The sequence below is a fragment of the Sulfurimonas indica genome, from assembly GCF_009192995.1.
Lineage (GTDB): Bacteria > Campylobacterota > Campylobacteria > Campylobacterales > Sulfurimonadaceae > Sulfurimonas > Sulfurimonas indica.
Genome location: NZ_SDID01000018.1, coordinates 15,765 through 37,795, shown reverse-complemented (window position 1 = coordinate 37,795; position 22,031 = coordinate 15,765). Strand labels below are relative to the sequence as shown.

19 protein-coding genes and 5 tRNA genes are annotated in these 22,031 nt (G+C 34.9%); 8 read left to right on the top strand and 16 right to left on the bottom strand.

Annotation, left to right across the window (positions count from 1 at the left end; genetic code table 11):
* Positions 1-2 precede the first annotated feature (2 nt).
* From ES948_RS08650 to ES948_RS08620, 7 genes are all read right to left on the bottom strand, one after another.
* Complete coding sequence (locus ES948_RS08650) at positions 3-3,146, bottom strand: type I restriction endonuclease subunit R (RefSeq protein ID WP_152184550.1); 3,144 nt, start codon at positions 3,144-3,146, stop codon at positions 3-5.
* Positions 3,139-4,116 carry a Fic family protein gene (locus ES948_RS08645; RefSeq protein WP_152184549.1) on the bottom strand — a complete coding sequence of 326 codons (978 nt, stop codon included), beginning with the start codon at positions 4,114-4,116 and terminating at the stop codon, positions 3,139-3,141. The genes ES948_RS08650 and ES948_RS08645 overlap by 8 nt, the downstream gene beginning before the upstream one ends.
* A gap of 70 nt (positions 4,117-4,186) precedes the next feature.
* Complete coding sequence (locus ES948_RS08640; protein WP_152184548.1) at positions 4,187-5,014, bottom strand: HNH endonuclease; 828 nt, start codon at positions 5,012-5,014, stop codon at positions 4,187-4,189.
* A 4-nt stretch (positions 5,015-5,018) separates the two neighbouring features.
* Positions 5,019-6,506, bottom strand: a complete 1,488-nt coding sequence (locus tag ES948_RS08635; protein WP_152184547.1) for an AAA family ATPase — start codon at positions 6,504-6,506, stop codon at positions 5,019-5,021.
* On the bottom strand, positions 6,503-8,560 hold the full coding sequence (locus tag ES948_RS08630) for an ATP-binding protein (RefSeq protein ID WP_152184546.1): 2,058 nt from the start codon (positions 8,558-8,560) through the stop codon (positions 6,503-6,505). The genes ES948_RS08635 and ES948_RS08630 overlap by 4 nt, the downstream gene beginning before the upstream one ends.
* 33 nt (positions 8,561-8,593) lie before the next feature.
* On the bottom strand, positions 8,594-9,766 hold the full coding sequence (locus tag ES948_RS08625) for a restriction endonuclease subunit S (RefSeq protein ID WP_152184545.1): 1,173 nt from the start codon (positions 9,764-9,766) through the stop codon (positions 8,594-8,596).
* Positions 9,750-11,318: a type I restriction-modification system subunit M gene (locus ES948_RS08620; RefSeq protein WP_152184544.1), complete on the bottom strand. Its 1,569-nt coding sequence runs from the start codon at positions 11,316-11,318 to the stop codon at positions 9,750-9,752. The genes ES948_RS08625 and ES948_RS08620 overlap by 17 nt, the downstream gene beginning before the upstream one ends.
* 271 nt (positions 11,319-11,589) lie before the next feature.
* Between ES948_RS08620 and ES948_RS08615 the strand changes: the two genes are divergently transcribed.
* Positions 11,590-12,243 (top strand): AAA family ATPase, encoded by a 654-nt coding sequence (locus ES948_RS08615; protein WP_152184543.1) that lies wholly within the window; start codon positions 11,590-11,592, stop codon positions 12,241-12,243.
* 41 nt (positions 12,244-12,284) lie between these two features.
* Positions 12,285-12,536 carry a hypothetical protein gene (locus tag ES948_RS08610; RefSeq protein WP_152184542.1) on the top strand — a complete coding sequence of 84 codons (252 nt, stop codon included), beginning with the start codon at positions 12,285-12,287 and terminating at the stop codon, positions 12,534-12,536.
* A gap of 165 nt (positions 12,537-12,701) precedes the next feature.
* Here ES948_RS08610 and ES948_RS08605 read toward each other — a convergent pair whose 3' ends face one another.
* The 6 genes from ES948_RS08605 to ES948_RS08580 all read right to left on the bottom strand — a co-directional run bounded on the left by ES948_RS08605 (position 12,702) and on the right by ES948_RS08580 (position 13,986).
* Complete coding sequence (locus ES948_RS08605) at positions 12,702-12,932, bottom strand: hypothetical protein (RefSeq protein ID WP_152184541.1); 231 nt, start codon at positions 12,930-12,932, stop codon at positions 12,702-12,704.
* Positions 12,933-13,405: 473 nt separating this feature from the next.
* Positions 13,406-13,490 (bottom strand) — tRNA-Leu (locus tag ES948_RS08600).
* Between the two features lie 42 nt (positions 13,491-13,532).
* Positions 13,533-13,609: transfer RNA gene (locus ES948_RS08595), tRNA-Arg, on the bottom strand.
* 58 nt (positions 13,610-13,667) lie between these two features.
* Positions 13,668-13,744 (bottom strand) — tRNA-Arg (locus ES948_RS08590).
* A 39-nt stretch (positions 13,745-13,783) separates the two neighbouring features.
* Positions 13,784-13,860, bottom strand: a tRNA-His gene (locus ES948_RS08585).
* Positions 13,861-13,908: 48 nt separating this feature from the next.
* Positions 13,909-13,986, bottom strand: a tRNA-Pro gene (locus ES948_RS08580).
* Between the two features lie 145 nt (positions 13,987-14,131).
* Here ES948_RS08580 and ES948_RS08575 point away from each other — a divergent pair.
* Both ES948_RS08575 and ES948_RS08570 read left to right on the top strand, forming a co-directional pair.
* Positions 14,132-15,469, top strand: a complete 1,338-nt coding sequence (locus ES948_RS08575; protein WP_152184540.1) for a sodium-dependent transporter — start codon at positions 14,132-14,134, stop codon at positions 15,467-15,469.
* Positions 15,470-15,742: a hypothetical protein gene (locus ES948_RS08570; protein WP_152184539.1), complete on the top strand. Its 273-nt coding sequence runs from the start codon at positions 15,470-15,472 to the stop codon at positions 15,740-15,742.
* On the opposite strand, the gene ES948_RS08565 is transcribed toward ES948_RS08570, so the two are convergent.
* From ES948_RS08565 to ES948_RS08555, 3 genes are read right to left on the bottom strand one after another with little or no spacing between them, the layout of a single operon-like run.
* On the bottom strand, positions 15,739-16,518 hold the full coding sequence (locus tag ES948_RS08565) for a thiazole synthase (protein WP_152184538.1): 780 nt from the start codon (positions 16,516-16,518) through the stop codon (positions 15,739-15,741). The genes ES948_RS08570 and ES948_RS08565 overlap by 4 nt on opposite strands.
* A 51-nt stretch (positions 16,519-16,569) precedes the next feature.
* A complete protein-coding gene (locus tag ES948_RS08560) occupies positions 16,570-17,940 on the bottom strand; it encodes an NAD(P)H-hydrate dehydratase (protein ID WP_152184537.1) in 1,371 nt (456 codons plus the stop codon).
* Position 17,941: 1 nt separating this feature from the next.
* Entirely contained in the window at positions 17,942-18,676 is a 735-nt protein-coding gene (locus ES948_RS08555; RefSeq protein ID WP_152184536.1) for an ATP-binding protein, read from the bottom strand.
* Positions 18,677-18,742: 66 nt separating this feature from the next.
* Here ES948_RS08555 and ES948_RS08550 point away from each other — a divergent pair, with 66 nt between their 5' ends.
* From ES948_RS08550 to ES948_RS08535, 4 genes are read left to right on the top strand one after another with little or no spacing between them, the layout of a single operon-like run.
* Complete coding sequence (locus ES948_RS08550) at positions 18,743-19,705, top strand: KpsF/GutQ family sugar-phosphate isomerase (protein WP_152184535.1); 963 nt, start codon at positions 18,743-18,745, stop codon at positions 19,703-19,705.
* A gap of 4 nt (positions 19,706-19,709) precedes the next feature.
* Positions 19,710-20,510 carry a pseudouridine synthase gene (locus tag ES948_RS08545; protein WP_152184534.1) on the top strand — a complete coding sequence of 267 codons (801 nt, stop codon included), beginning with the start codon at positions 19,710-19,712 and terminating at the stop codon, positions 20,508-20,510.
* 3 nt (positions 20,511-20,513) lie between these two features.
* Positions 20,514-21,689 (top strand): replication-associated recombination protein A, encoded by a 1,176-nt coding sequence (locus tag ES948_RS08540; RefSeq protein WP_152184533.1) that lies wholly within the window; start codon positions 20,514-20,516, stop codon positions 21,687-21,689.
* Between the two features lie 52 nt (positions 21,690-21,741).
* Positions 21,742-22,029, top strand: a complete 288-nt coding sequence (locus ES948_RS08535) for a hypothetical protein (RefSeq protein ID WP_152184532.1) — start codon at positions 21,742-21,744, stop codon at positions 22,027-22,029.
* Positions 22,030-22,031 lie beyond the last annotated feature (2 nt).

Below are 22,031 nucleotides of genomic sequence, written 5' to 3'. Positions count from 1 at the left end.
CATCACTCCCTATATTTCTTAAAATTCTCAGCCTGTTCAAATATCTCTTTAAATACTTCATCTCTTGTGATTGGTGGATACCCATGTTTAGCTAGTAACATTATAAGATCAACTTTAAGTTCAGCTTTTATATCTTCTCTTATATTCCAGTCTGTATATTTGCTTTTATCATCAACAACTTTTTTCACTTCACGAGATAGAATTATTAGTTTCTCCTCTGGATAATTAAAATCAAACTTATGTGCTATACTTTTTAAGATATCGTAGAAGGCTTTTTCTTCAAAATCTATACCCATATCTCCAAAGGATGCTTTTTCTTCTCTAAGAGCATGATAGAGGTCAATAATCTCATCAGTGAAATCCTCTAGGACTCCACTGACTAAAACATCTTCCTCTTTTCTTTCATTGTACTTTTCTACTAAGGCTGTAAACTTTTTAGAAAAATCTACTGCTTTGACCTTATTTACTTTTTTAAAATCTTCTAGTGCTTTTTGTAGTAGTTGCTGTAGAAGTTTTATCTTTGTATTTGGCAATTTAATTTTTTCTATTTTGTTAATATAATCTTCGTCAAATATATCTATCTGAGCTTCATCTTCAGATCCTAGTTTAAATATCTCCTCAACACCATCACTTTTAAGTGCTTCTGCTATCATTTGCGATACTTTAGCATTCATCTGTGCAGTATCAGGAGCATCTCCACGAGTAAGCTTTATGATAATGCTACGAACTGCTAAATAAAAATGAATATGATCTTTTTCATCTTGAGTAAAAGCTTCACTACCACAGCATATATCATAAGCCCCTTTTAGTCGCTTAACTATATACATAAACCGAGATTCTAACTCTTTGGTTAACTGCACATATTCACTCGCTTGATTTAAACACTCTAGTTGTTCTGTAGGAGTTCCATGAAAATATCTACTTGTATCGAACTTATGAAACAGTTTTGCAAGTAAATCAAGCTGGTCTTTTACTACAACTATAGAAGCATTAATATCTTCAAAGTTTTGACTATCTATCTTAGAAAACTGTTTAAGAGCCTTATTCATAGCTGTCTTTATGCCTATATAGTCAACTACAAGCCCTTTCTCTTTCGACTTATATTTTCTGTTGACTCTTGAGATAGTCTGTATAAGGTTATGCTCACTTATAGGTTTGTCTATGTAGATAGTATCTAGAAATGGCACATCAAAACCTGTAAGCCACATATCTACTACTATGGCTATTTTAAAGTTTGATTTTTCATTTTTAAACTGCACATCAAGAGTTTTTCTATACTCTTTCGTGCCTAGCATATCGTATAACTCTTTTTTATCATCTTTATTGCGAGTCATCACCATTTTGATTTTTTCAAGTGGAAGTATCTCTTTTTTTTCTCGCTCAGTAAGTTTGGCATTATCATCACATACTTTTTTCTCATTCCACTCAGGTCTAAGAGCCACTATCTCTTTAAAAAGGTTATAGGCTATATCTCTACTGCTTGAAACAAAGATAGCTTTACCTTTGAGTGTTGCACCTTCTTCTACTCTTTTTTCATAATGCTTTACAAAATCTTTGGCTAATGCTTTGAGTCTATCCGGGTCTCCCAAGATAACACTCATCTTTGCCATAGATTTTTTACTCTCGTCTATCTGGTACTCATTTGCACCAGATTGGGCACACTCATCATAATATTTCTCAATCTCTTGAAGTTTAGAGTTATCAAGTACTACCTTGGCAGCTCTTCCCTCATAAACGACTCTTACCGTTATCTCATCTCTTACAGATTCAGTCATAGTGTAGCTATCTACTACATCTCCAAATACATCTAAAGTAGCATCTATAGGAGTTCCAGTAAAACCAACATAGGTAGCATTTGGCAAAGAATCATGCAGATATTTTGCAAAACCATAACTCTTTTTTACACCATCTTTAGTAATTTTTACTTTTTGGTCTAGGTTGATTTGACTACGGTGTGCTTCATCAGATATACAGATGATGTTATTTCGCTCACTCAAAACCTCTAAATCTTCTGTAAATTTATGAATAGTAGTTAAAAATACTCCTCCACTTTCTCTACCACTGAGTTTCTCTCGTAAATCTGCACGGCTCTCTACACTCACAACACCATCATCACCTATAAAGCCCTTGGCATTTGCAAACTGTGAACTTAACTGTACATCTAAGTCTGTTCTATCAGTAATGAGTATAATTGTAGGGCTTGAAAATTCTACACTCTTCATAAGCATTCTAGTTAAGTAAAGCATAGTAAAACTCTTACCACATCCAGTAGCACCAAAGTATGTACCACCTTTACCATCACCCTTTGGTTTTTGATGGAGTTTGATGTTTTCATAGAGTTTTTTTGTAGCATAGTATTGAGGATATCGACATACTATCTTTTGTTCATCTTTTGCTTTGTCTGGTATATAGATAAAGTTATGGATAATATCTACCAATCTATCTCTGTTAAACATCCCTGCAATCATAGAATACATAGAGTCTATGCCATCTACATCTTCTTCATAACCTGTTATCTTTCTCCAAGCATAAAAAAACTCATAAGGTGCAAAAAATGAACCTGCTTTGTTGTTCACTCCATCACTAATGACACAAAAAGCATTGTATTTAAAAAGCTCTGGTATATCTCTCCTATACCTAGTAGTGAGTTGCACATAAGCATCATGAAGTGTTGCTTCTTCTCTTATGGCACTTTTAAATTCAAATACCACAAGTGGCATACCGTTTATATACAGTATCCCATCGGGTATTCGTTTTTCGTATCCTACAATCTCTAACTGATTTACTATTTTAAAATTATTGGCTTCTACATCTTCGTAGTTTATAAGTTGTATATGTATATCTTTAGCAGTTGCATCTTCTCTTTTAAATATAAATCCGTCAGAGACTAACTTCATGATAGACTTGTTTGTATCGTAGAGGTCACTAGCTGGATATGTTTCTAGTTTTCGTACTATCTGAGCAATCTCACTCTCAGTAATATTTTCTTTTTTATATCTTTCTTGTAAATACTCTTTAAGATCCTCTTTTAAAAGGACTTCACTCTCATCTCTATCTATATCTTTGCCGTATTGATAACTTATGCCTTGTTCTTCAAGTAGTTTTATAAATGCTAGTTCTAGTTTTTCTTCTGTAAATTTACTCATCATACACTTCCCAGTAGCCACCTTTTGCACTGCCTACCCTTTTGATTTTCCCCTCTTGTTTGAGTTTGTTTATAGCTTTTTTTATACCTGATTCACTCATAGCAAGTCTTAATGACAACTCTTTTATAGTAATTTTACTATCTTGCAACATCAAAGTAAAAATTTTCTGGTCACTTTTTAGGCTACTTTTTGGGTCACTTTTTTGATACTCTTTTATAAAATCACTAACTGCTTTTTGAATACTCTCTAGCATAAACTCTACAAAAGGTGTACTTTCTCCACAACTTCCAGCTTCTTCCAAAGCTTTATAATACTCACTTTGATACTCTTTAACTACACTCTCTATAGGAATAAAATAAAAAATCTCTCTAAAACTACCAAGTATAACACTCTGCCAAAGTCGCCCAATTCTACCATTGCCATCACTAAAGGGGTGAATAAACTCAAACTCATAATGAAACACACTACTAACTATAAGAGGATGCTCTTTTGTAATCGCCAACCAATCAAACAGATCTCTCATCAGATCATGAACTTTATATGGTGGAGGTGCCACATGACTTACCCCATCTTTGCCATATATTCCTACATTTGAAGCTCTAAATTCTCCTGCATTATTGAGTATATTTCCCATCATTAACTTATGAGCCAACAAGAGATCCTCTAACTTTTTAGGATCATACTCGTGGATATGTTCATAAGACTCTATAGCACCCTTTACCTCTTCTATCTCTTTTACACTGCCAAGCACTCGTTTACCATCTATAATGGCTGTTATCTCCTCTTGACTAAGTGTATTGCCCTCTATTTGTAAAGATCCTGTGATGGAGCGAACTCTGTTTTTTTTACGAAGAATAGGAGTGTTTCTCTCTTTTTTGATAGTTGAGATAGTAGCTATCATCTCACTTATATCATTTGTAAGTGTTAACATTTTTGAAGTTATGGTATATGGTGGGGTGTAGATATTCATCATTGATTCCATTTTGTTTTAAGTAAATCTATAAGTGATAGTTTTAGTTTTTCTTCTGTAAATTTTGTCATTAAGCATATCCTCCATTACAATACCATTGACTTTTGTACAATGCTTGGTACATAGCTGTTTCAAAAGAGTTTTTATATCTACTTTCATACACTTTTGCTTTTTTCTTTAATTCTTTTTGAATAATACTAGGGCTAGACTTGTATAGTATAAACTCTTCTCTTAAATCAGCTAAAGCATTTGATGCTTCAATAGAAAATCTTTCAGCTAGCTCATAACTCTTAAAATGCTCTTGAACCCTATCTTTATCTACTTGATCCCAATGGCTAGGAGGATTAACATAAAATTCAATCGATACAGGAATAGACTCTAAAACTTTTGCATATAGCCATTGTTCATGTGTATAGTCATCATAATATGGATGTATAGTTTGTGTATTTTGTGTGCTTGCAAAATGTGTAGATTTGCCGATGTTACAATCTCTACAACTTGCCACTAAATTATAAGGTAATACAGAAAAAGTTGGAAACTTTGTTTCGGGTAAATAGTGATCTAATGTTTTTACTCTTCCAATACCACAAAAAGGGCATCGATCCAATGGGGCTAGTCCCATTAATTTGTCATATATTTTTCGTCCTGTAGGATGTTTTACCATTTTATCATTATATAATTTAACCATTTCATTTTTTGATATATGCCCATGTACATGAGTGTGCACTGAAAATGTATATAAGTTTTTATTGTTGGCTCTTCGATCATAGTCTAAAGATTGAATATCAATAAATTTTGCAATAGCTCTAAAATTATTTTTGGCAGCAATTCTATAACTCGAGTAACACCTCACATATGTTCTAAGAGGAGAAATACTTGGTTTTGTAATTATTCTCATTATATTAACTCTCTATTTTATTGTTTAATAGGGCTCTCAACAACAATTTAGCTTCAAAACCTAATTGACCATTATACTTTTGAACAATCTGTTCATAAGTTTTACCATCATTTACATCATCACTAAGTAGCTTATAAAATCCAGATTCATTAACTTCCAAATCAAAAACTTCACGAGTAATTTTCCCAATTGTTTCACCAAAAGTTTCATGTTCAAATCTTTCAGCTTTTGCTTCATATCTAAATCTACTTAATTTCCATACACAGCTTTTTGGTACTTCTTGTACTATTACTGGTGAATGAGTAGCTATAATTCCAACTGCATTTCTATTCACTAGTAAATCTGATAAAGACCTTATAAATGCTGATAAAAGTGGAGGGTGCAAATGAGCTTCTGGTTCATCTAATAAAACTAAAGTTTTTTCTTCTACTTTTTCTACTAATTTAGTTAGTGTTAATAAAACAATGGAATGCCCAGAGCTTAATCTCTTAAATATTTTCTTAATATTTTTAGCTTTTACAGACTCCTCTGCAATATGCGCAATATTGATTTCATTAAATAATGTTGATGATTCTAGGCTTTGCATTGCATTTAGCCACTTATCTTTTTTCCCCGTCCTGAAACAATGTTCTATACTATTCGAAAACTCTTCTGCTAATTCAGCATGATTTTTAGTTGTATTTTCATCTGTTTTTTTTAATCCTATATAAGAATAATTGGGATATTCCTTCTCTGAATATGGCTGAAATGGGTCGAAAGCACTATATGATACTGAAACAACACGGGAAAAAAACTCTCCCGAATCTTCCCATTCATCTTTTATTTGTTGAAAGCTACCTTTTGATTCATCAAGTTGTAAAAAGCTTTTTACCATATTATTAAGTAAGTGGGTTTTACCAACCCCATTTCTGCCAATTAAAATATGAATATTGGTTGGAGGATTACTTTTAGGTTCCACATTAAATGTTAATTTATATCCTGCTTCAGTGTTACTCTGTCTTGTTTTATACTTAAAATTATAAGGGGTTAAAATTGCATCACCATTCAATATCCTAAAATACTGTTCTTTTACTGTTACAATACTAGTATCTCTAAGTAATGATGTTCTAGTTACTTCTTCTTCTAACGCTTTTAACTGCAATTCTTTATCAAAAACTATATCTCTAATATTTGTTAGGAATAACTCTTTCAACTGTGGATTTAATTTTTGTATGGTTACATAATACTCAGAACTTTGTCCCAATGAAAAGAATCTCTGATCAAGTTCTTCAAATTCTGTTGGTAGTTCCAACCTTTCTTCTGTAGTTTGACCAAAGTTAGCTATCTTGATATAGCCTAAATCATATTCAGTTCCTTTGTCATCAAAAAGGGTAATCTGATATAAAGTTCTAAAACTAAAGTCATTCCAATTATCCTTTATTAAATATACGGACAAGTTACTACTTTTAGGTATCCTAAAGCCTCTATCTCTGGTATAAAAAGTTAATTTCATGTTGCTGGTAACCCCAATTTATCAAAGAATGCTCTATTTCTTTCTTTTGCAGATTGAACTAATTTATCAAACGAGATTACTTCAATATATGCTTCAAACTCTTTATTAAAACCAAAATAACCCATACCATCATCAGTAGGTGTTAAGTTAGACATTTTACATCTATATACTAATGTATCAGTAAGGTCAGCTACAATATAGCAGAAGCCAGGCAATCTATTTGCATTTGGAATATGTCGTCCTTGAGCAGTTGTAACTTTTCCATTTCTGATTCTATTTAAGTATCCTAATGCTTGTTCAATAGGATCATCTTTTTCCCCTGATTTCATATTGTTTCTCATAGGTCTTTTGATTTCTACAACAACCATAGAAGCTAGAGGTGAGTTATTATCTTCCGAAACAAGTATGGGATTATCTCTAACATGTAATGCAAGTAAATCTGGTTCTTTAGTAGATTTTGAATCTGTAATACTCATTGAGTTAAGTGTTTTATCTGAAGCTAAATAGTTATGGAATGCTAATTTTTCATCTAACAACCATAAATTCATCTCATCAAAGCGTAATTCATTAGATTCTTTTTGCATTGGCATTATAAGATCATGAATAAGTTCTTCTCTTGCATATTTACCATCTTCTCGCCGTTGAATTGAAGCTTCCAATAAATCTAAAATCACCTTTCTATGTGAAACATAGTTTGCTAAATCTGATTTTTTTATATCCTCAACATCACCTAAATAATTTTGTAGACGTTTTTGGTACTCTTCAGAGTCTTCATGTGCTTCAGGTACCATAATTGAATGACCTCTGTCTATTACATCCTTTTCAATTTCATATAAATATTTATGTAAAATTAAATCTAAATCTTTGTCTGAAATATTAGGATCAACATTTAATTTATTCTCAGGAATTCTTGACATTATTGGACGATAACGAGGTGCTTTAGTTTCTACGAAATTATTAACTCTCTCTTTACTGGCATTTAAATTATCTTCTAAATAAGACTTTAAAAATTTTTCAGTTTTTTTCAACACTGCTTCTTTTATATCTTTATATGATATTTCAAACTCAGATATTAAACCTTCAGAATTATCCACAATATCCAAACCAGTTCTTTCTGGTCGCACTCTTTCATCCAAAAACTCTGAACTTATATAACATTTATAAATAAAGTCGTTTGTTCCATCATTCAATTTTCCATACAAACCAGGAATACTTTTTTCTATGCTTTCTTCTTTAACAAATCGACTCGCCGCAATATATGAAATTGAGTGTACTTTATTTGAAGAGGGCTTTGATTTTATATGAATTAGATCGAATTTTTGCTCTTTTATTGTAATACTATCAGGAACTGCTGAAGCAGTCATATATTCTTCATATAAATCATCTAAAGATATACTTTCTTCCTTGTCCCGTATTACAATTTTAGGAACACCTCTCTCTCGTACAAAATACCAAAGACAATGTTCTAGTAAACTTTCTGCAATTTTATATGTAGTTTTTGATGAAGCTTTTCTATAATCTTTATGAAACCCATTTAATGTCACTATGGTTTTGATTTCACTATTAGATACAGTTTCATCTATTGGATCACTAACTCCAGAATGTGCATCAAAAGTGAAAGTCCTTTTTGTCATCTTTCTATGATTTTTAAAAATACTTACAACACTTACAGTATCAAATGCTTTTAACCACAATAAACGCCCAACACCTCGACAACCTTTATCAATCTTATATTCACTATCTAATGTCTCAAACGATTGATAATTATCATCGTTGAAACCTATTCCATTGTCAGTTATTTTAAACCCTGTAATCTCACTTTGAGCATTAACACCTCGTTTTGTTTTAGTATCATCTAAGTCTGCTACAGTTTGAGTTTTTCTCGCGATGTCAATAACAATACTTCTATCACGGATATTACGTCCATTTTTTTCTCCATACTCTTCTATAGAATGAATAGAGTTTACAACAGCTTCAAAAAGAGGCATTAGTCCTTGATTAACAGGTAAAGGTGTATTTCTTAATCGTCCATGTAGGTTTGTTTTAACACTCATCTCTTTTTGTCTCCTATAATAGATTTTATTGCATCAATCCTGAATAGTTGCCATTTTTGAAAGTAATACTGCCTTGAATTTCTTTAAATAGTCTATTTCAAATTTATGATTCTCTTTAATATTTATAAGTACATTTGTTAAGTTTTGAAATTTTTTTAAAGTACGAGAATTTGGTTTTAATATTTTATATAATGAAATACTAGGTACTGTCAGTTGTCCTTGAGCTGAAGATTCATTATGAAATGTAAAGTTTTTAACTGTCTCGTATAAATAATTAGTTAGTTCCTCCTTTTTTGGAACAATAACGATTAGCCTTACAATTGGTACAAATGGGCTTAATCGTAGTACTGTATAACCAATGATTGCACCTCTAGCTGAAATTGTTATTGCTTTTTTTGTTATTTTTGCTTGATTAGTAAAACCATATAAACCTTCTTTTTCGGTGCTATTTGCATATATTGGAATATTAAAATTATTACTTTGTACATGTGTTACATTTGTAGGCTTATCACCACCAGCTGTTATATCTGAAAGCTTTGTAAGTTCTGTATAATTCCATTCAACAGGTATTTCCATATCCAACTCATCACAATAAACCATCTCCCCACCATTAGATTTATAAGGCTTACCATCCTTATTTGGAAACTCAAAATCCACAAACCACTCTTTATAGATAGCTTGTGCAGTCTCTTCTAGCTTTTTGTTAAGTTGTTCATTGAGTTTGATTCTATCTGTGATAGTTTTGTACTCTTTTACCATCTCTCTTTGTTTTTCTATTGATGGGACTGGTAATTGCATAGCACAAAAGTCTTCCCACTCTAAACTTCCTCTTACTCCACCAACAGCATAAAAACATGCTTCTCTATCAAACTCACTTCTACTCATCCACATCATCAAATATTGAGGTAATAATTTATTAGTATCTATTATCTCAAATACGGGATAGGCTTGTGAGATAATTGCTTCTTCATCTTCCATGAGTGCTACTGGTATTTTACCATCTCTTCGAACTTGCATAAGACTACAGGCAAATTGATTTTTTTTAATCAACTTATAGTTTTTCATATTTGTACCGACAGTATTTGCAACTGATGGAATAAACTTTTTATTTACTGTTACACCAATTAATGGAAGATTTTTAAGTTCACTATTTCGATTATCAACAAGTTGTATAAATTCCCCGATTGGTTTATAGTTTGATTTCATAACCCAACTCTTCAAATACTGTTAATAGTTCTTTTTTAGATTTTTCTTCCTCTTCTAACAGAGTTTTAAACTCACTTTGTAGTTTTTTCATTTTTGTATCAAAGTCTATATTTTCATCACGATTTATAAACTCTATATATTTACTAGGAACAAGTGAGTAATCTTTTTTTGCTACTTCTTCTTTAGAAGCAGAGTAACAAAACTCTGGTATATCTTCATATACTTTTTTATCACTTTGCCAAGTGTGATAAGTAGATGCTATTTCTTCGATGGTCTCTTCATCAAATTGAATATATTTTTTCTCAAAAGGCACTCCCTTTTGTCGTAAGTCCATAAAAAGTATCTCATTAGTTCTATCTCTATGAGTTTTAGTTTTACCATTTTGCTCAAAAGTTCTCTCTTTTTTATTGGCATTTAGTATCCAAAGAGTTACACTTATATTGGTTGTATAAAACATATTTTGAGGAAGTATTAAAATAGCCTCTACTAAGTCATTTTCTATAAGTTTTTTTCGTATCTTATATTCTTCACCACCACCACTTAATGCTCCATTTGCCAAGATAAATCCAGCTACACCGTTAACAGATAGTTTAGATACCATGTTTAGTATCCAAGCATAGTTTGCATTTGATTTTGGAGGCACTTCATACCCTGCCCATCGTGGATCATCTAGTAGTTCATTTTCCCCTCGCCAATCTTTTTGATTAAATGGAGGATTTGCCATGATGAAGTCAGCTTTTAGATCAGGGTGTTGGTCTTTGTGAAATGTATCGGCTGGTACATCTCCAAGATTTGCAGATATTCCTCTGATAGCTAAGTTCATTTTTGCCAGTTTGTAAGTAGTTGCAGTATATTCTTGTCCGTAAATAGATATATCTTTTTTGTTCCCATTGTGTGCATCTACAAACTTCATAGACTGCACAAACATACCACCACTTCCACAAGCAGGATCGTATATCTTACCTTTATATGGTTCTATCATATTGGCTATAAGGTTTACTATAGATTTTGGAGTGTAAAATTCCCCTTTACCTTTTCCCTCAGCTATGGCAAATTTACTTAAAAAGTACTCGTACACTCTTCCAACTATATCGTGTGACTTGTCTTCTATTGTGTTAATGTTGTTGATAGTATCTATAAGAGATGAGAGTTTGCTCACATCAAGTCCAAGCCTTGAAAAGTAATTATCTGGTAAAGCACCTTTAAGCGATGGGTTATTTTTCTCAACGGTTGCTAATGCAGTATCTATTTTGAGGGCTATATCATCTTGTTTGGCATGTTGTTTTATGTACGACCATCTTGAGATTTTAGGAAGATAAAAAACATTCTCCATAGTGTAAAACTCCACCATATCTACAAATACCTCTTTTCCCTCAGCTATGAGTTGTTCTTTTCTCTCTTCAAACTTATCACTAACAAATTTTAAAAAGATAAGCCCAAGAACGATATGTTTATATTCGCTGGACTCTACAGTACCGCGAAGTTTGTTTGCACTCTCCCAAAGAGTCTCTTCCATACTCTTTTGTTTTTTCGATGCTTTAGCTTTTGTCATGATTGATTGTGACCTTTTTTGTATAACAAATTTTATTTTTATTTATTATATCAAAAAGTCGTTTGTAGGAGTTATATAAGGACTCTATATCCTAAATTCTTTCATTCTATTTATTCAATGTATATACTTCTCTAGGAAAGCATTTTCTTCAAAATTGTTTTTATAATTTGTATTATGGTATTACTATAATTAAATATAGATCTTTTTAATATTAATAAGTATTATTCAAGTATAAAACATATATAATACTCTATTAAAAGGAGTATTTATTATGATAGTACTATTTGGTCATCAAAAGGGTGGCGTTGGTAAAAGTACCATTGCGATCAACTTCGCATATCAAATACAAAAGAAATATAAAGATCTGGCTTTGTTAGATTTGGACTCTCAAAACTCCGCTATTCTTTTTAATCAATTACGCGAGCAGGAAAATCTTCCTTGTATTAAATGTATAAAAGATGAAGATATAGATTTTAAAGAATTGATCAGTACTTACTCCAAAAATAAAAACAATTTGCTTATAATTGATAGTGGTGGGTATGATAGTGATATTAATAGAGCTGCTTTGATTAAAGCTGACCTTATTATTACACCGGTAGGCATTTCACAAATAGAGATTTTTGGTCTTCAAAAATTTAGAAAAATCCTCAAAGAGGCAAGTCAAGCACTGGGTAAGACTATAAAAACCAATGTACTCCTTAACAATGTAGATAGTCGATCAAAAAACAAGCTCAAAGATTTACGAGAGTATATAAAAGATAAAAGCAACTATTTTAATTTATTAGATACTACGCTTCACACAAGAGCAGATTATAAAAATAGTTATGGTGAAGGGCTTACAGTAAAAGAGTACAATAAAAAAGGTGCTGCTCAAGTAGAAATCAAACAACTTGTAAAAGAGATATATAAACTACTTAATAAATAGTTTTTTATAGGTTTTATACTAATAATAAATAAGGAAAGAACATGGCTAAAATTAAAGACCTTGATGATTTAGAAATAACAGACAAAGAGAATAAATTTATAAAATCTGCTGACATGAGTAAAGGAAAAAAGAACAAAGGTGGCAGACCTAAAAAAGATGCAAATGAAAAAGCAAGCGAACAGATTTTTATTAATGTTACTAAAGATGAAAAAGCGAAGATTGAATCTGCTGCGAAAGAACTAGGGATAAGCATTAGTGCTTTAGCGAAGATTGCAATAAATAAGTTTATATGATATTGGTTGAATTCCAGAACGAGAAGGGAGTGAGAAACTGTAGTTTGGGCTTAAAATCTGCCAAAAACTTGGGCAGACTTCTAGGCTCTCGATTTTTCCATATGTAAAAAATATGTTATAATTCCGTCACTTCGATCGGTCGGTCGATTTGTGCCTCTTTGCCTTTTACACGCTCAGTAAGAGCATACCATCAGCTGTCGGTTGTGCTGTACAGCTTGTTCCATGCCAAATATGTGAGAGTTTTTGGTTTAGGTCGGGTATGAGAAGGTGATGAGAGCATAGTATCATCCACAGCGCCCAAATCTGCGTGTAGTCGATTCCTCTTTTAGTTTCCCTGTGAGAACCAGCCGCAACTGTATCAATTTCTACTTTTTGTTCAATATACCAGGTACCCATTATGCCTTTTAACTATGATATTACTCATAAATGATATATCTACTTCACCAGACGCTTGATAATACGCCTATCATTTGTAGTTTTAACATTGGAATGTGATTGAGTGAGGAACAGGTACCAAGTGTTCCTGTATTGAATTACTCAACGGGAAGCCAAAGTTAGCTTCCTTCACTTGGGAGTGAAAACACTTGGTACCCCGTTGAATAATTTAAACGAGGTAATGATACAGCTAAAAATAATGAGTGTCCATAAAGAGTAAATAGGTAGATTTTTATTATATGGAGATATATGAAGTTATATCGAGTTGTAAAAAGTGAGTTCAGAAAAGAAAGTTACTTAAATATGATAAATAGATAATATATTTTATATAAAATTTAGAAAAACTGAAACCGTACCCTATACAGTACCCTGGTTTTTTTAAAGCGAGATTTTAATAAAGTTTAAAAGCTTTGAAAGTGCCTAATTTAGGCTAATGGTGCGGACGAGAGGACTTGAACCTCCACACCTTGCGGCACCAGATCCTAAGTCTGGCGTGTCTACCAATTTCACCACGTCCGCGTGGTTAAGTTTTTAGTGTCACTTCTGACAAACAATATTAAGTGGTACGCCCTAAAGGATTCGAACCTTTGACCTACGCCTTAGAAGGGCGTTGCTCTATCCAGCTGAGCTAAGGACGCTCATGTTATCAGTTGAACAATCTAAGTCAAATTGCTTTAGTGCATTCAAATCATAAAGTGGTACGCCCGATAGGATTCGAACCTATAACCCTCGGAGCCGAAATCCGAAACTCTATCCAGTTGAGCCACGGACGCGTCAATAATTGTTATATGTTTGTTTATATTTAAAATTCATGGGGTGGGATACGAGATTCGAACTCGCGGCCCCCAGTGCCACAAACTAGTGCTCTAACCAACTGAGCTAATCCCACCATCTTTTATTGATCTTTAAATATAAAAAGTTGTGATTTGAAAAAAAATGGTCGGGGTGAAAGGACTCGAACCTTCGGCCCCTTGGTCCCAAACCAAGTACTCTAACCATACTGAGCTACACCCCGACCTACACATTAAACAAGCAGTTATGCTGATTAATGAGGCGAAATTATAGTCAATAACGCTTCATTTGTCAATAGTATTTCTCAATTTCTTTAAAAAAATGATCTTTTTAAGTATAATTAGCCTAAGAAAAAGGGAAAGTTATATATGAAGATAGCAAGATTTAGTAGGATAGGGTTTATTTTAGCTGCGGCAGGATCTGCTGTTGGACTTGGAAATATTTGGAAATTTCCATACATTACCGGCGAATATGGTGGCGGAGCATTCGTACTTATTTATCTCTTTACAGTTCTTTTTATCGGCTTTTCTATTTTGATAGCGGAAATGCTTATCGGGTATCTTGGGCGTCGTGATGCTGTTACATCGTTTGAAGAATTAGCACCAAAAAATAAAGAACTTTGGAAGTTTGGCGGGTTTCAAGCTTTAGCTGGTCTTTTTATTATGATATTTTACTCTGTTGTTATTGGATGGATCTTTAACTATATTGCTACGTCATTAACAACTTTACCTGCGACGGTAAAAGAGGCTGAGACAACATTTACCTTAATGCTTCATTCCGATTTTTTGACACAGCTTTTTTACCATACACTCTCATTTTTATTTATTACCTATGTTGTTCACAGAGGGATTAAAGGCGGGATTGAGAAGTTAAATTTTTATCTGATGCCTGCCTTAATGCTTATTTTGGGTGCTATGTTCGCTTATGCAACAACACTTGGGGCATTTTCCCAAGCTGTTGAGTTTATGTTCTATGCAGATTGGTCCAAAGTAAACTCTGAAGCATTTGTTGTGGCTGTTGGGCATGCCTTCTTTACGCTTAGTCTTGGTATGGGTGCTATTATGACCTATGCAGCTTCTCTTGAAAAGGGCGCGAGCTTAGTTAAGAGTGCTTTTTGGGTTGCTTTTTTAGATACGGCCATTGCCATTGTGGCAGGGCTTATGCTCTTTACATTTTTGTACCAATATGGCTCAGGCCCTGCAAAAGGTCCCGGACTTGTCTTTATCTCATTGCCTGCTGCTTTTTATGAGATGGGAATCATTGGTAATGTGTTTGCTGTTCTTTTCTTTTTAGCACTTGCATTCGCCGGACTTACATCTTCGGTTTCACTTGTTGAGCCAATGGTACAGTATTTTATAGATAGATTTGGTTGGAGTCGTATGAAGTCTTCACTCTCTATGGGCTTTTTCTTTTGGTTTTTTGGTGTTTTTGCGATTCTCTCAAATATAGATGGTGCTAAAGAGATGCTTACTTGGGGAGGCAAGAACTTCTTTGACTGGGTTGATTATGTGACAGCGGCTATTATGCTGCCACTTGGCGGACTTATTATGGCTGTTTTTGTCGGTTATATCATTCCTGAGAGCGAAGTTAAAAAAGTTGTCAAGCCACAGCTTGGCTGGGCTTATGGAACTTGGTACTTTTCACTTCGCTACATCACACCTGTTGCGATGTTTGTAGTAATGCTTTCACTTATGGGGATTATTTAGATGGATATCGCAAAAGGGTGCCGAGAAATTTTAGCCCAAGAGGGAGTCAATCCTGCATCAAGTATAGATTTTGAAGTCAATGGTGAAGTGATTACATTGACACTAGATTATATTATCGATACCTATATGCAGGCTTCAAATGAGTCACAACTTGTTTTTTATTCGGCTTTGAAAAAGTCACTAGAGGCAAAAGAGATGGGGATCGAGAAGTTTTTTGAGGGGATGGGACAGCTTCTTCTGATGACCCATCTCTCAAAGAAGTTTAACGTCTAGAACTGAATGAGTCCATCAACAGGGCTAGATGCCGTAGCGTAAGGTTTTTTAGGAATTCTTCCTGCGAGATAACTCATACGGCCGGCAATAACGGCATGCTTCATTGCTTCAGCCATAGCTATTGGGTCTGAAGACTGTGCGATTGCTGTGTTTGTTAAAACTCCTTCAGCACCAAGCTCCATAGCATAGGCAGCATCACTTGCACATCCGATTCCCGCATCCACAATTACTGGAACATCTACCGCTTCACGTACAAAAACAACATTGTAAGGGTTTTGTACACCAAGCCCACTTCCAATAGGAGCTGCCAGAGGCATAACAGCGTGAGCCCCTGCATCTTCGAGGCGTTTTGCCATGATCGGGTCATCTGAAGTGTATGCCATAATTGTAAAACCGTCTTTATAAAGTACTTCACATGCTTTGATAGTCTCTAACACATCAGGATAGAGTGTTTTTTGCGTATCGCCGATAACTTCAAGCTTGATAAGATCAATGCCTGTTGCCTCACGTGTAAGACGAAAAGTAGTGATTGCCTCTTCAGCTGTTACACACCCTGCAGAGTTTGGTAAGAATTTCACATTTGTCCCTGCAAAAGTATCACGTAAGTTCTCTTTGTCCGGGTCAGTGATGTTTAAGCGGCGTACTGCAACAGTGATAAGCTCACTTCCCGATGCCAGTGTTGCCTCTTTGGTCATCTGAAATGTGTCATACTTCCCACTTCCAACGATAAGACGACTGCCTAGTTCATATTTTCCAATTTTTAGTTTGTTATCCATTATAGTGTTTCCTATATTTATATTAATTATTGATTTATAACATAAGCAATCTTATAGATTACCAATACCTGCTATTAAATCATCTGGCGTAAGAGAAAAATCAGCACCATTGTAATTACTTGCCAGTTTTGTATGTGCCAGTGAAGCATGTATGGTGGCTTCTAGTGGTTTGTATCCTTGTGCCAAAAGTCCTGCAATAAGTCCGGAGAGTACATCTCCACTGCCACCTTTTGCAAGTTTTGCACTTCCGTGAGGATTGACGAAAAATTGCTCATCTTGGCCAATGATAACATTAGCCCCTTTTAAAAGCAGTGTTGCGTGAGGATAATGTTCGCAAAAGAGTTCCACATAGTAAAAACGTTTCTTTTGTAGTGTATCTACTGTTATATCTGCCAAATGCGTGAGCTTTAAGAGTGCAACAAACTCTCGTGGATGTGGTGTGAGGACGATGTTTTTTCGTTTGAGAATATCTTTGATAATTTCCATATGAAAAAGGTCGGCATCTACTACCAAAGGGAGACCGTTATCTAAAAAGTTTAGAAGTTCATTCGTGCTAAACTCAGCACCAAAACCCATACCCAGTGCAAGGGCGCTTGTATTTTTTGGAAGCGTATGTGAATACATCAATGCGTGAGGAATGTGTAAAAAATGCTCTTTTTCAAAGCCTACAAGTGTAACAAGCCCAGACCCAAAACGTAGTGCAGCTTCTGCGCAAAGCAGACTCGCTCCGATTTTTTCACCGCTAATAACTGCAAGATGTCCGTAACTGCCTTTATGGCTATCCTCACGCAGGCGGTGAGGGAGTTTAAGATCTTCTATATCAAGAAGTTGCCAGTTAGATTCTTTTTCATAAACCTTGCGTGAGATGCCTAAATCAATTACTTGAATTTTTCCAACTGCATCTTTGTTCGCATCTAAAAAGAGTGCTTTTTTAAGTGCCCCCATTGTCAATGTAATATCTGCAAAAAAGCCACTGCTTGGCATATCGCAGGCAATTTTAAAAGCTTTTGTAGTGTTTATTTTCGCGATGAGCTGCGTGAGCTCTTCATTGAAGTTCCCACTAAATCCAGTGCCTACGATAGCGTCAACTATTACATCGCACTCAAAAAGTTCTTTTGTTGTTGGAATATTAATAGCATCGGCACGTTTTTTTTGTAGTTGTGCCATTGGAGATTTTGGCTCTTTTGCATGAAGCAGGCTTACTTGATAGTCACCATGTAGTAGTCTTGAGAGGGCAATACCATCTGCTCCGTTATTCCCACTACCAACGACAATAATGATTTTGGAGTTTGTTGGGAAGTTAGCTCGAATGTATGCTGCCATTCCATCAGCAGCATGTTCCATCAAGATATCTTCAGTAAGCCCAAACTCCTCATAGCATCTCACATCAAGTGAGCCAACCTCCTCAAAAAGATTTTGCATTTTAAAGCTCTGGTACGTACTCGTCTATTTTTACCATGGAGCTTACTATCTCATTAAAGAGTAGTGTTGGGTAAGCTGTTCTGTACTGGTAGAGGAACTTGTTTTTCTTGAGTGTTTTTAAAATTGCCGTGTTGTAGTAGTTGGCATTAGAACACTTTCCAAGAAAGAGGAATGAGAAGAGTAGTTTAAGGTGTGGATTCTCAAATGTCTCATGTGGCTGTGCCAAAAATGTAAAACCGTACTTTTGCAGGTTGGCAAAAGAGAGCATATAGAGAAGAAAATCTTCAAACTGTGTATAAAAACCATTGAGATTTTCAATATCATGGAAAAAATAGTAATAATCATCAAGTAGTTCTTGCTTTGAGATTATTTTTGAAAGTTTACTTCTTTCGTCTCTCTTTTTTGCAAAATATTTTGGATCAACTGCCATATAGATATGTTTTTTTTCTGCAACAAGTCTACAGAACTCTTTATCAAAAGCTTCACTCTCTTCAAAGCGAATATAGTTAAAGTGTTCATCTTTATAGCGAAGTTCAACCTCATCTTCATGAGAATTTGCAAAGTCCATGTAAAGTGTTGGAACTTCATTGTCAATAACGTAGTTTCGTATCTTACATGCAAGATTTGTTTTCCCTGAACCTTGCTCACCCAAGATAAGTGTGTTGTGACAAAGCATTCTCTCTTCAAGTTTTAACTCATCAATCGTATCAAGGTATTTTCCAATAGTATCTCTCATAGCCACTTCCTTAAATCGTTTTTGTTTATTATATCTTCTTGATGGTAAAAAAGGTATAATACGCCTATGAATTATAAAACAATTGCACAAGAGACACTTGATATTGAAGCCTCAACACTTCAAGAAGCTTCGAAAAAAATCGGTAATGAATTTGATAAAGCAGTAGAGATGATTTTAAACTGCAAAGGTAAACTTGTAGTAAGTGGTGTCGGTAAAAGCGGGCTCATCGGTGCGAAGATGGCTGCTACTTTTGCTTCAACTGGAACACCGAGTTTTTTTCTGCATCCAACTGAAGCACTTCATGGTGACTTGGGGATGATTGGAAGTGATGATGTAGTACTGGCGATTAGCTACTCGGGAGAGAGTGAAGAGCTCAGTTCCATACTTCCTCATATCAAACGTTTTGATGTACCACTTATCGGGATGACTCGTAATGAGAACTCAACACTTGGAACATATAGTGACTTAGTCATAAAGGTTTCGGTTGAGCGTGAGGCCTGTCCGCTTAATATTGCACCGACAAGCTCAACGACACTGACACTTGCTCTTGGTGATGCACTTGCAGTTTGTTTGATGAAGGCACGTGATTTTCAAAAGTCTGATTTTGCCTCTTTTCATCCTGGAGGTGCTTTGGGTAAAAAACTTTTTGTAAAAGTAAAGAACCTGATGCGAACAGAGAATCTTCCGCTTATCGGTGAAGATGCAAAAGTAAAAGATGCGATTTTAACTATCAGTGAAGGACGACTCGGTACGGCACTTATAGTTGATAAAAAGGGACGACTTGTAGCACTGATGAGTGATGGCGATGTCCGTCGGGCACTGCTCAGTGAAAATTTTTCACTTGATGATAGTGTTCTTAAATATGCAACAAAAAATCCGCTCTCTATCGATGATGAGGAGATGCTTGCAAGCGATGCACTTGTTTTAATAGAAGAAAAAAAGATACAGCTTTTGGTTGTAACAGATACAAATAAAAAGATAAAAGGGGTACTTCATATTCATACCCTGATAGAAAAAGGAATTTCATAAAATAATGAGATTAAATAAATACATAGCACACTACTCAACCTATTCACGCAGAGAGGCTGACCGTGCCATTCAAGATGGTTATGTCCGTGTTAACGGCGAGATAGAGATGAACCCTGCCACACAGGTAGAAGAGGGTAGAGATATTGTCTATATCAGTGGAAAACAGGTAAGTCCGCAAGAAAAATATACAGTTATAGTTTATAACAAGCCAAAAGGGGAACTCGTTACAAAGTCAGACCCAAAAGGAAGAAGAACGATTTACGATTCACTTCATAAAGATTTTCGTCACTTTATTCCAGTTGGGCGTTTGGACTTTGCTTCAGAAGGGCTGCTTCTTTTAACAGATGCTTCTCATGTGGCAACGGCTTTGATGGAGTCAGATTTAGAGAGAATCTATAAGATTAAAATCAAAGGAGAAGTGACTCCCGATATGGAAGATGTGATGCTTAATGGTATCTATCTGGAAGATGCAACGGCTGGTGCGCATTCACATTCTAAGATCAAATCGATGGAATTTAAACCTTTTATCGGGTATAAAATTCAGAAAAATCAGCCAAATTACTCAGTGTTGAAAGTGGCACTCTCAGAAGGGAAAAATAGAGAACTGCGTCGTTTTTTTGCGCACTTTGGAGCTGAAGTTGTTGACCTAAAGCGTCTGAGTTTTGCAGAGATTGAGCTTAATAATCTTCCAACAGGTAAAACCCGCTATCTCTCACGCAGTGAGTACTCAGCTCTACATAAATTTTTAAAAGAAGAGAAACGAAAGGCAAAAGAGAAGGCTAGAGTTTCTAAAGAAAAAGAGTAAAACTTGGATTTTACCTATCTGCTTCGACCTGCATCTTTTGATGATATGGTAGGGCAGGAACATCTCACGCAAGTGGGTGCCCCGCTTCGAACACTATGTGAAAAGAGTGCACTTGGTCATAGCTTTTTTTATGGACCGGCAGGAGTTGGAAAAACCTCACTCGCACGAATAATTGCCACAACACTGGATATGCCTTTTTATGAGATGAATGCGACTTCACTCAAGATTGAAGAGCTGCGAAAAATATTTAAAGAGTATGCCAATGCTTTGCAGAAACCTTTGATATTTATCGATGAAGTGCATAGACTCTCTAAAAATCAGCAAGAGGTACTGCTTCCTGTAATGGAGAATAACTCTGTACTCATTATCGGTGCTTCTACAGAGAATCCGTTTTTCTCTCTCACTTCCGCTATTCGTTCCCGCTCTATGCTTTTTGAGCTTGGTCCTATATCTCACACAGGGCTTGAAAAACTTCTGGACAAAGCTATAAATCGAGAAAAATTGACACTTGATAAAGATGCAAAAGAGTATCTAATAGCCTCAAGCGGTGGTGATGCAAGGGCTATGTTAAAACTTCTGGAGTTTGCAACTGCCATTAGTACAGAGGTAACACTGGATTTACTGAAATCTTTACGTCCCAATGCCCTGCAGGCTGGAAGCAGCGAAGCGGGTGTGCATTATGATTTGGCTTCAGCACTTATCAAATCGATTCGAGGCAGTGACACTGATGCCGCCATCTACTATCTTGCAAGGCTGATTGATGGAGGGGAGAGTGCTGATTTTATAGCGCGCCGTTTGGTCATACTTGCGAGTGAAGATGTGGGCAATGCCAATCCTCAAGCCTTAACACTTACAACTTCAACACTGACAAGCGTAAAACAGATTGGTTATCCCGAAGCAAGGATTATTTTAGCACAGGCTGTTATCTATCTTTGTGCTTCGCCAAAGTCTAATTCGGCATATTTAGCGATAAATAAAGCGCTTCAAGCTGTTAAAGATGGTGCAATTTTAAAGATTCCAAAGAACATCAGACAGCAAAATGAGGGATATTTATATCCGCATGATTTTGGTGGTTATGTAAAGCAGAATTATTTAACAAAACCATTGCATTTTGTTGATCTTAAAGAGATAGGTTATGAGAAAAAGATGAAAGATTGGCTTGCTTTTTTGGTTAAATAAGGTTAAATTAGATATGATTAGAGACTTTAATTTTCTATAAACAGAGGTAAAAATGGATATTTCATCATCAGGAAATAATATAATTATTCACGGAAATATAAAATCAGTCAGAGACTATCAAATCTTAAAAGATATGCTTGATGAAGTGAAAAAAACACATGAAAGTATAATTCTTACGATTAAAAACTCTATTTCAATTACCTCTTCCATCATCGGTTATTTGACAAAGCTGGTGCAAAAAGAAGGCGTTGATCTCTCTATAAAAGTCGGAGACAGTAGTCTTTTTGAACTTTTTGACGATTTAAATTTAGTAACACTCTTTAAAGTGAAGAAGGTATAAAT

What these genes read in the sequence shown, in the direction of transcription:
- ES948_RS08560 (WP_152184537.1), bottom strand. Translation starts at nt 17,940, where the DNA reads ATGCAAAATCTTTTTGAGGAGGTTGGCTCACTTGATGTGAGATGCTAT.
- ES948_RS08615 (WP_152184543.1), top strand. Translation starts at nt 11,590, where the DNA reads ATGATAGTACTATTTGGTCATCAAAAGGGTGGCGTTGGTAAAAGTACC.
- ES948_RS08550 (WP_152184535.1), top strand. Translation starts at nt 18,743, where the DNA reads ATGAATTATAAAACAATTGCACAAGAGACACTTGATATTGAAGCCTCA.
- ES948_RS08575 (WP_152184540.1), top strand. Translation starts at nt 14,132, where the DNA reads ATGAAGATAGCAAGATTTAGTAGGATAGGGTTTATTTTAGCTGCGGCA.
- ES948_RS08555 (WP_152184536.1), bottom strand. Translation starts at nt 18,676, where the DNA reads ATGAGAGATACTATTGGAAAATACCTTGATACGATTGATGAGTTAAAA.
- ES948_RS08635 (WP_152184547.1), bottom strand. Translation starts at nt 6,506, where the DNA reads ATGAAATTAACTTTTTATACCAGAGATAGAGGCTTTAGGATACCTAAA.
- ES948_RS08610 (WP_152184542.1), top strand. Translation starts at nt 12,285, where the DNA reads ATGGCTAAAATTAAAGACCTTGATGATTTAGAAATAACAGACAAAGAG.
- ES948_RS08620 (WP_152184544.1), bottom strand. Translation starts at nt 11,318, where the DNA reads ATGACAAAAGCTAAAGCATCGAAAAAACAAAAGAGTATGGAAGAGACT.
- ES948_RS08570 (WP_152184539.1), top strand. Translation starts at nt 15,470, where the DNA reads ATGGATATCGCAAAAGGGTGCCGAGAAATTTTAGCCCAAGAGGGAGTC.
- ES948_RS08625 (WP_152184545.1), bottom strand. Translation starts at nt 9,766, where the DNA reads ATGAAATCAAACTATAAACCAATCGGGGAATTTATACAACTTGTTGAT.
- ES948_RS08640 (WP_152184548.1), bottom strand. Translation starts at nt 5,014, where the DNA reads ATGAGAATAATTACAAAACCAAGTATTTCTCCTCTTAGAACATATGTG.
- ES948_RS08545 (WP_152184534.1), top strand. Translation starts at nt 19,710, where the DNA reads ATGAGATTAAATAAATACATAGCACACTACTCAACCTATTCACGCAGA.
- ES948_RS08645 (WP_152184549.1), bottom strand. Translation starts at nt 4,116, where the DNA reads ATGAATATCTACACCCCACCATATACCATAACTTCAAAAATGTTAACA.
- ES948_RS08565 (WP_152184538.1), bottom strand. Translation starts at nt 16,518, where the DNA reads ATGGATAACAAACTAAAAATTGGAAAATATGAACTAGGCAGTCGTCTT.
- ES948_RS08535 (WP_152184532.1), top strand. Translation starts at nt 21,742, where the DNA reads ATGGATATTTCATCATCAGGAAATAATATAATTATTCACGGAAATATA.
- ES948_RS08605 (WP_152184541.1), bottom strand. Translation starts at nt 12,932, where the DNA reads ATGGGTACCTGGTATATTGAACAAAAAGTAGAAATTGATACAGTTGCG.
- ES948_RS08630 (WP_152184546.1), bottom strand. Translation starts at nt 8,560, where the DNA reads ATGAGTGTTAAAACAAACCTACATGGACGATTAAGAAATACACCTTTA.
- ES948_RS08650 (WP_152184550.1), bottom strand. Translation starts at nt 3,146, where the DNA reads ATGAGTAAATTTACAGAAGAAAAACTAGAACTAGCATTTATAAAACTA.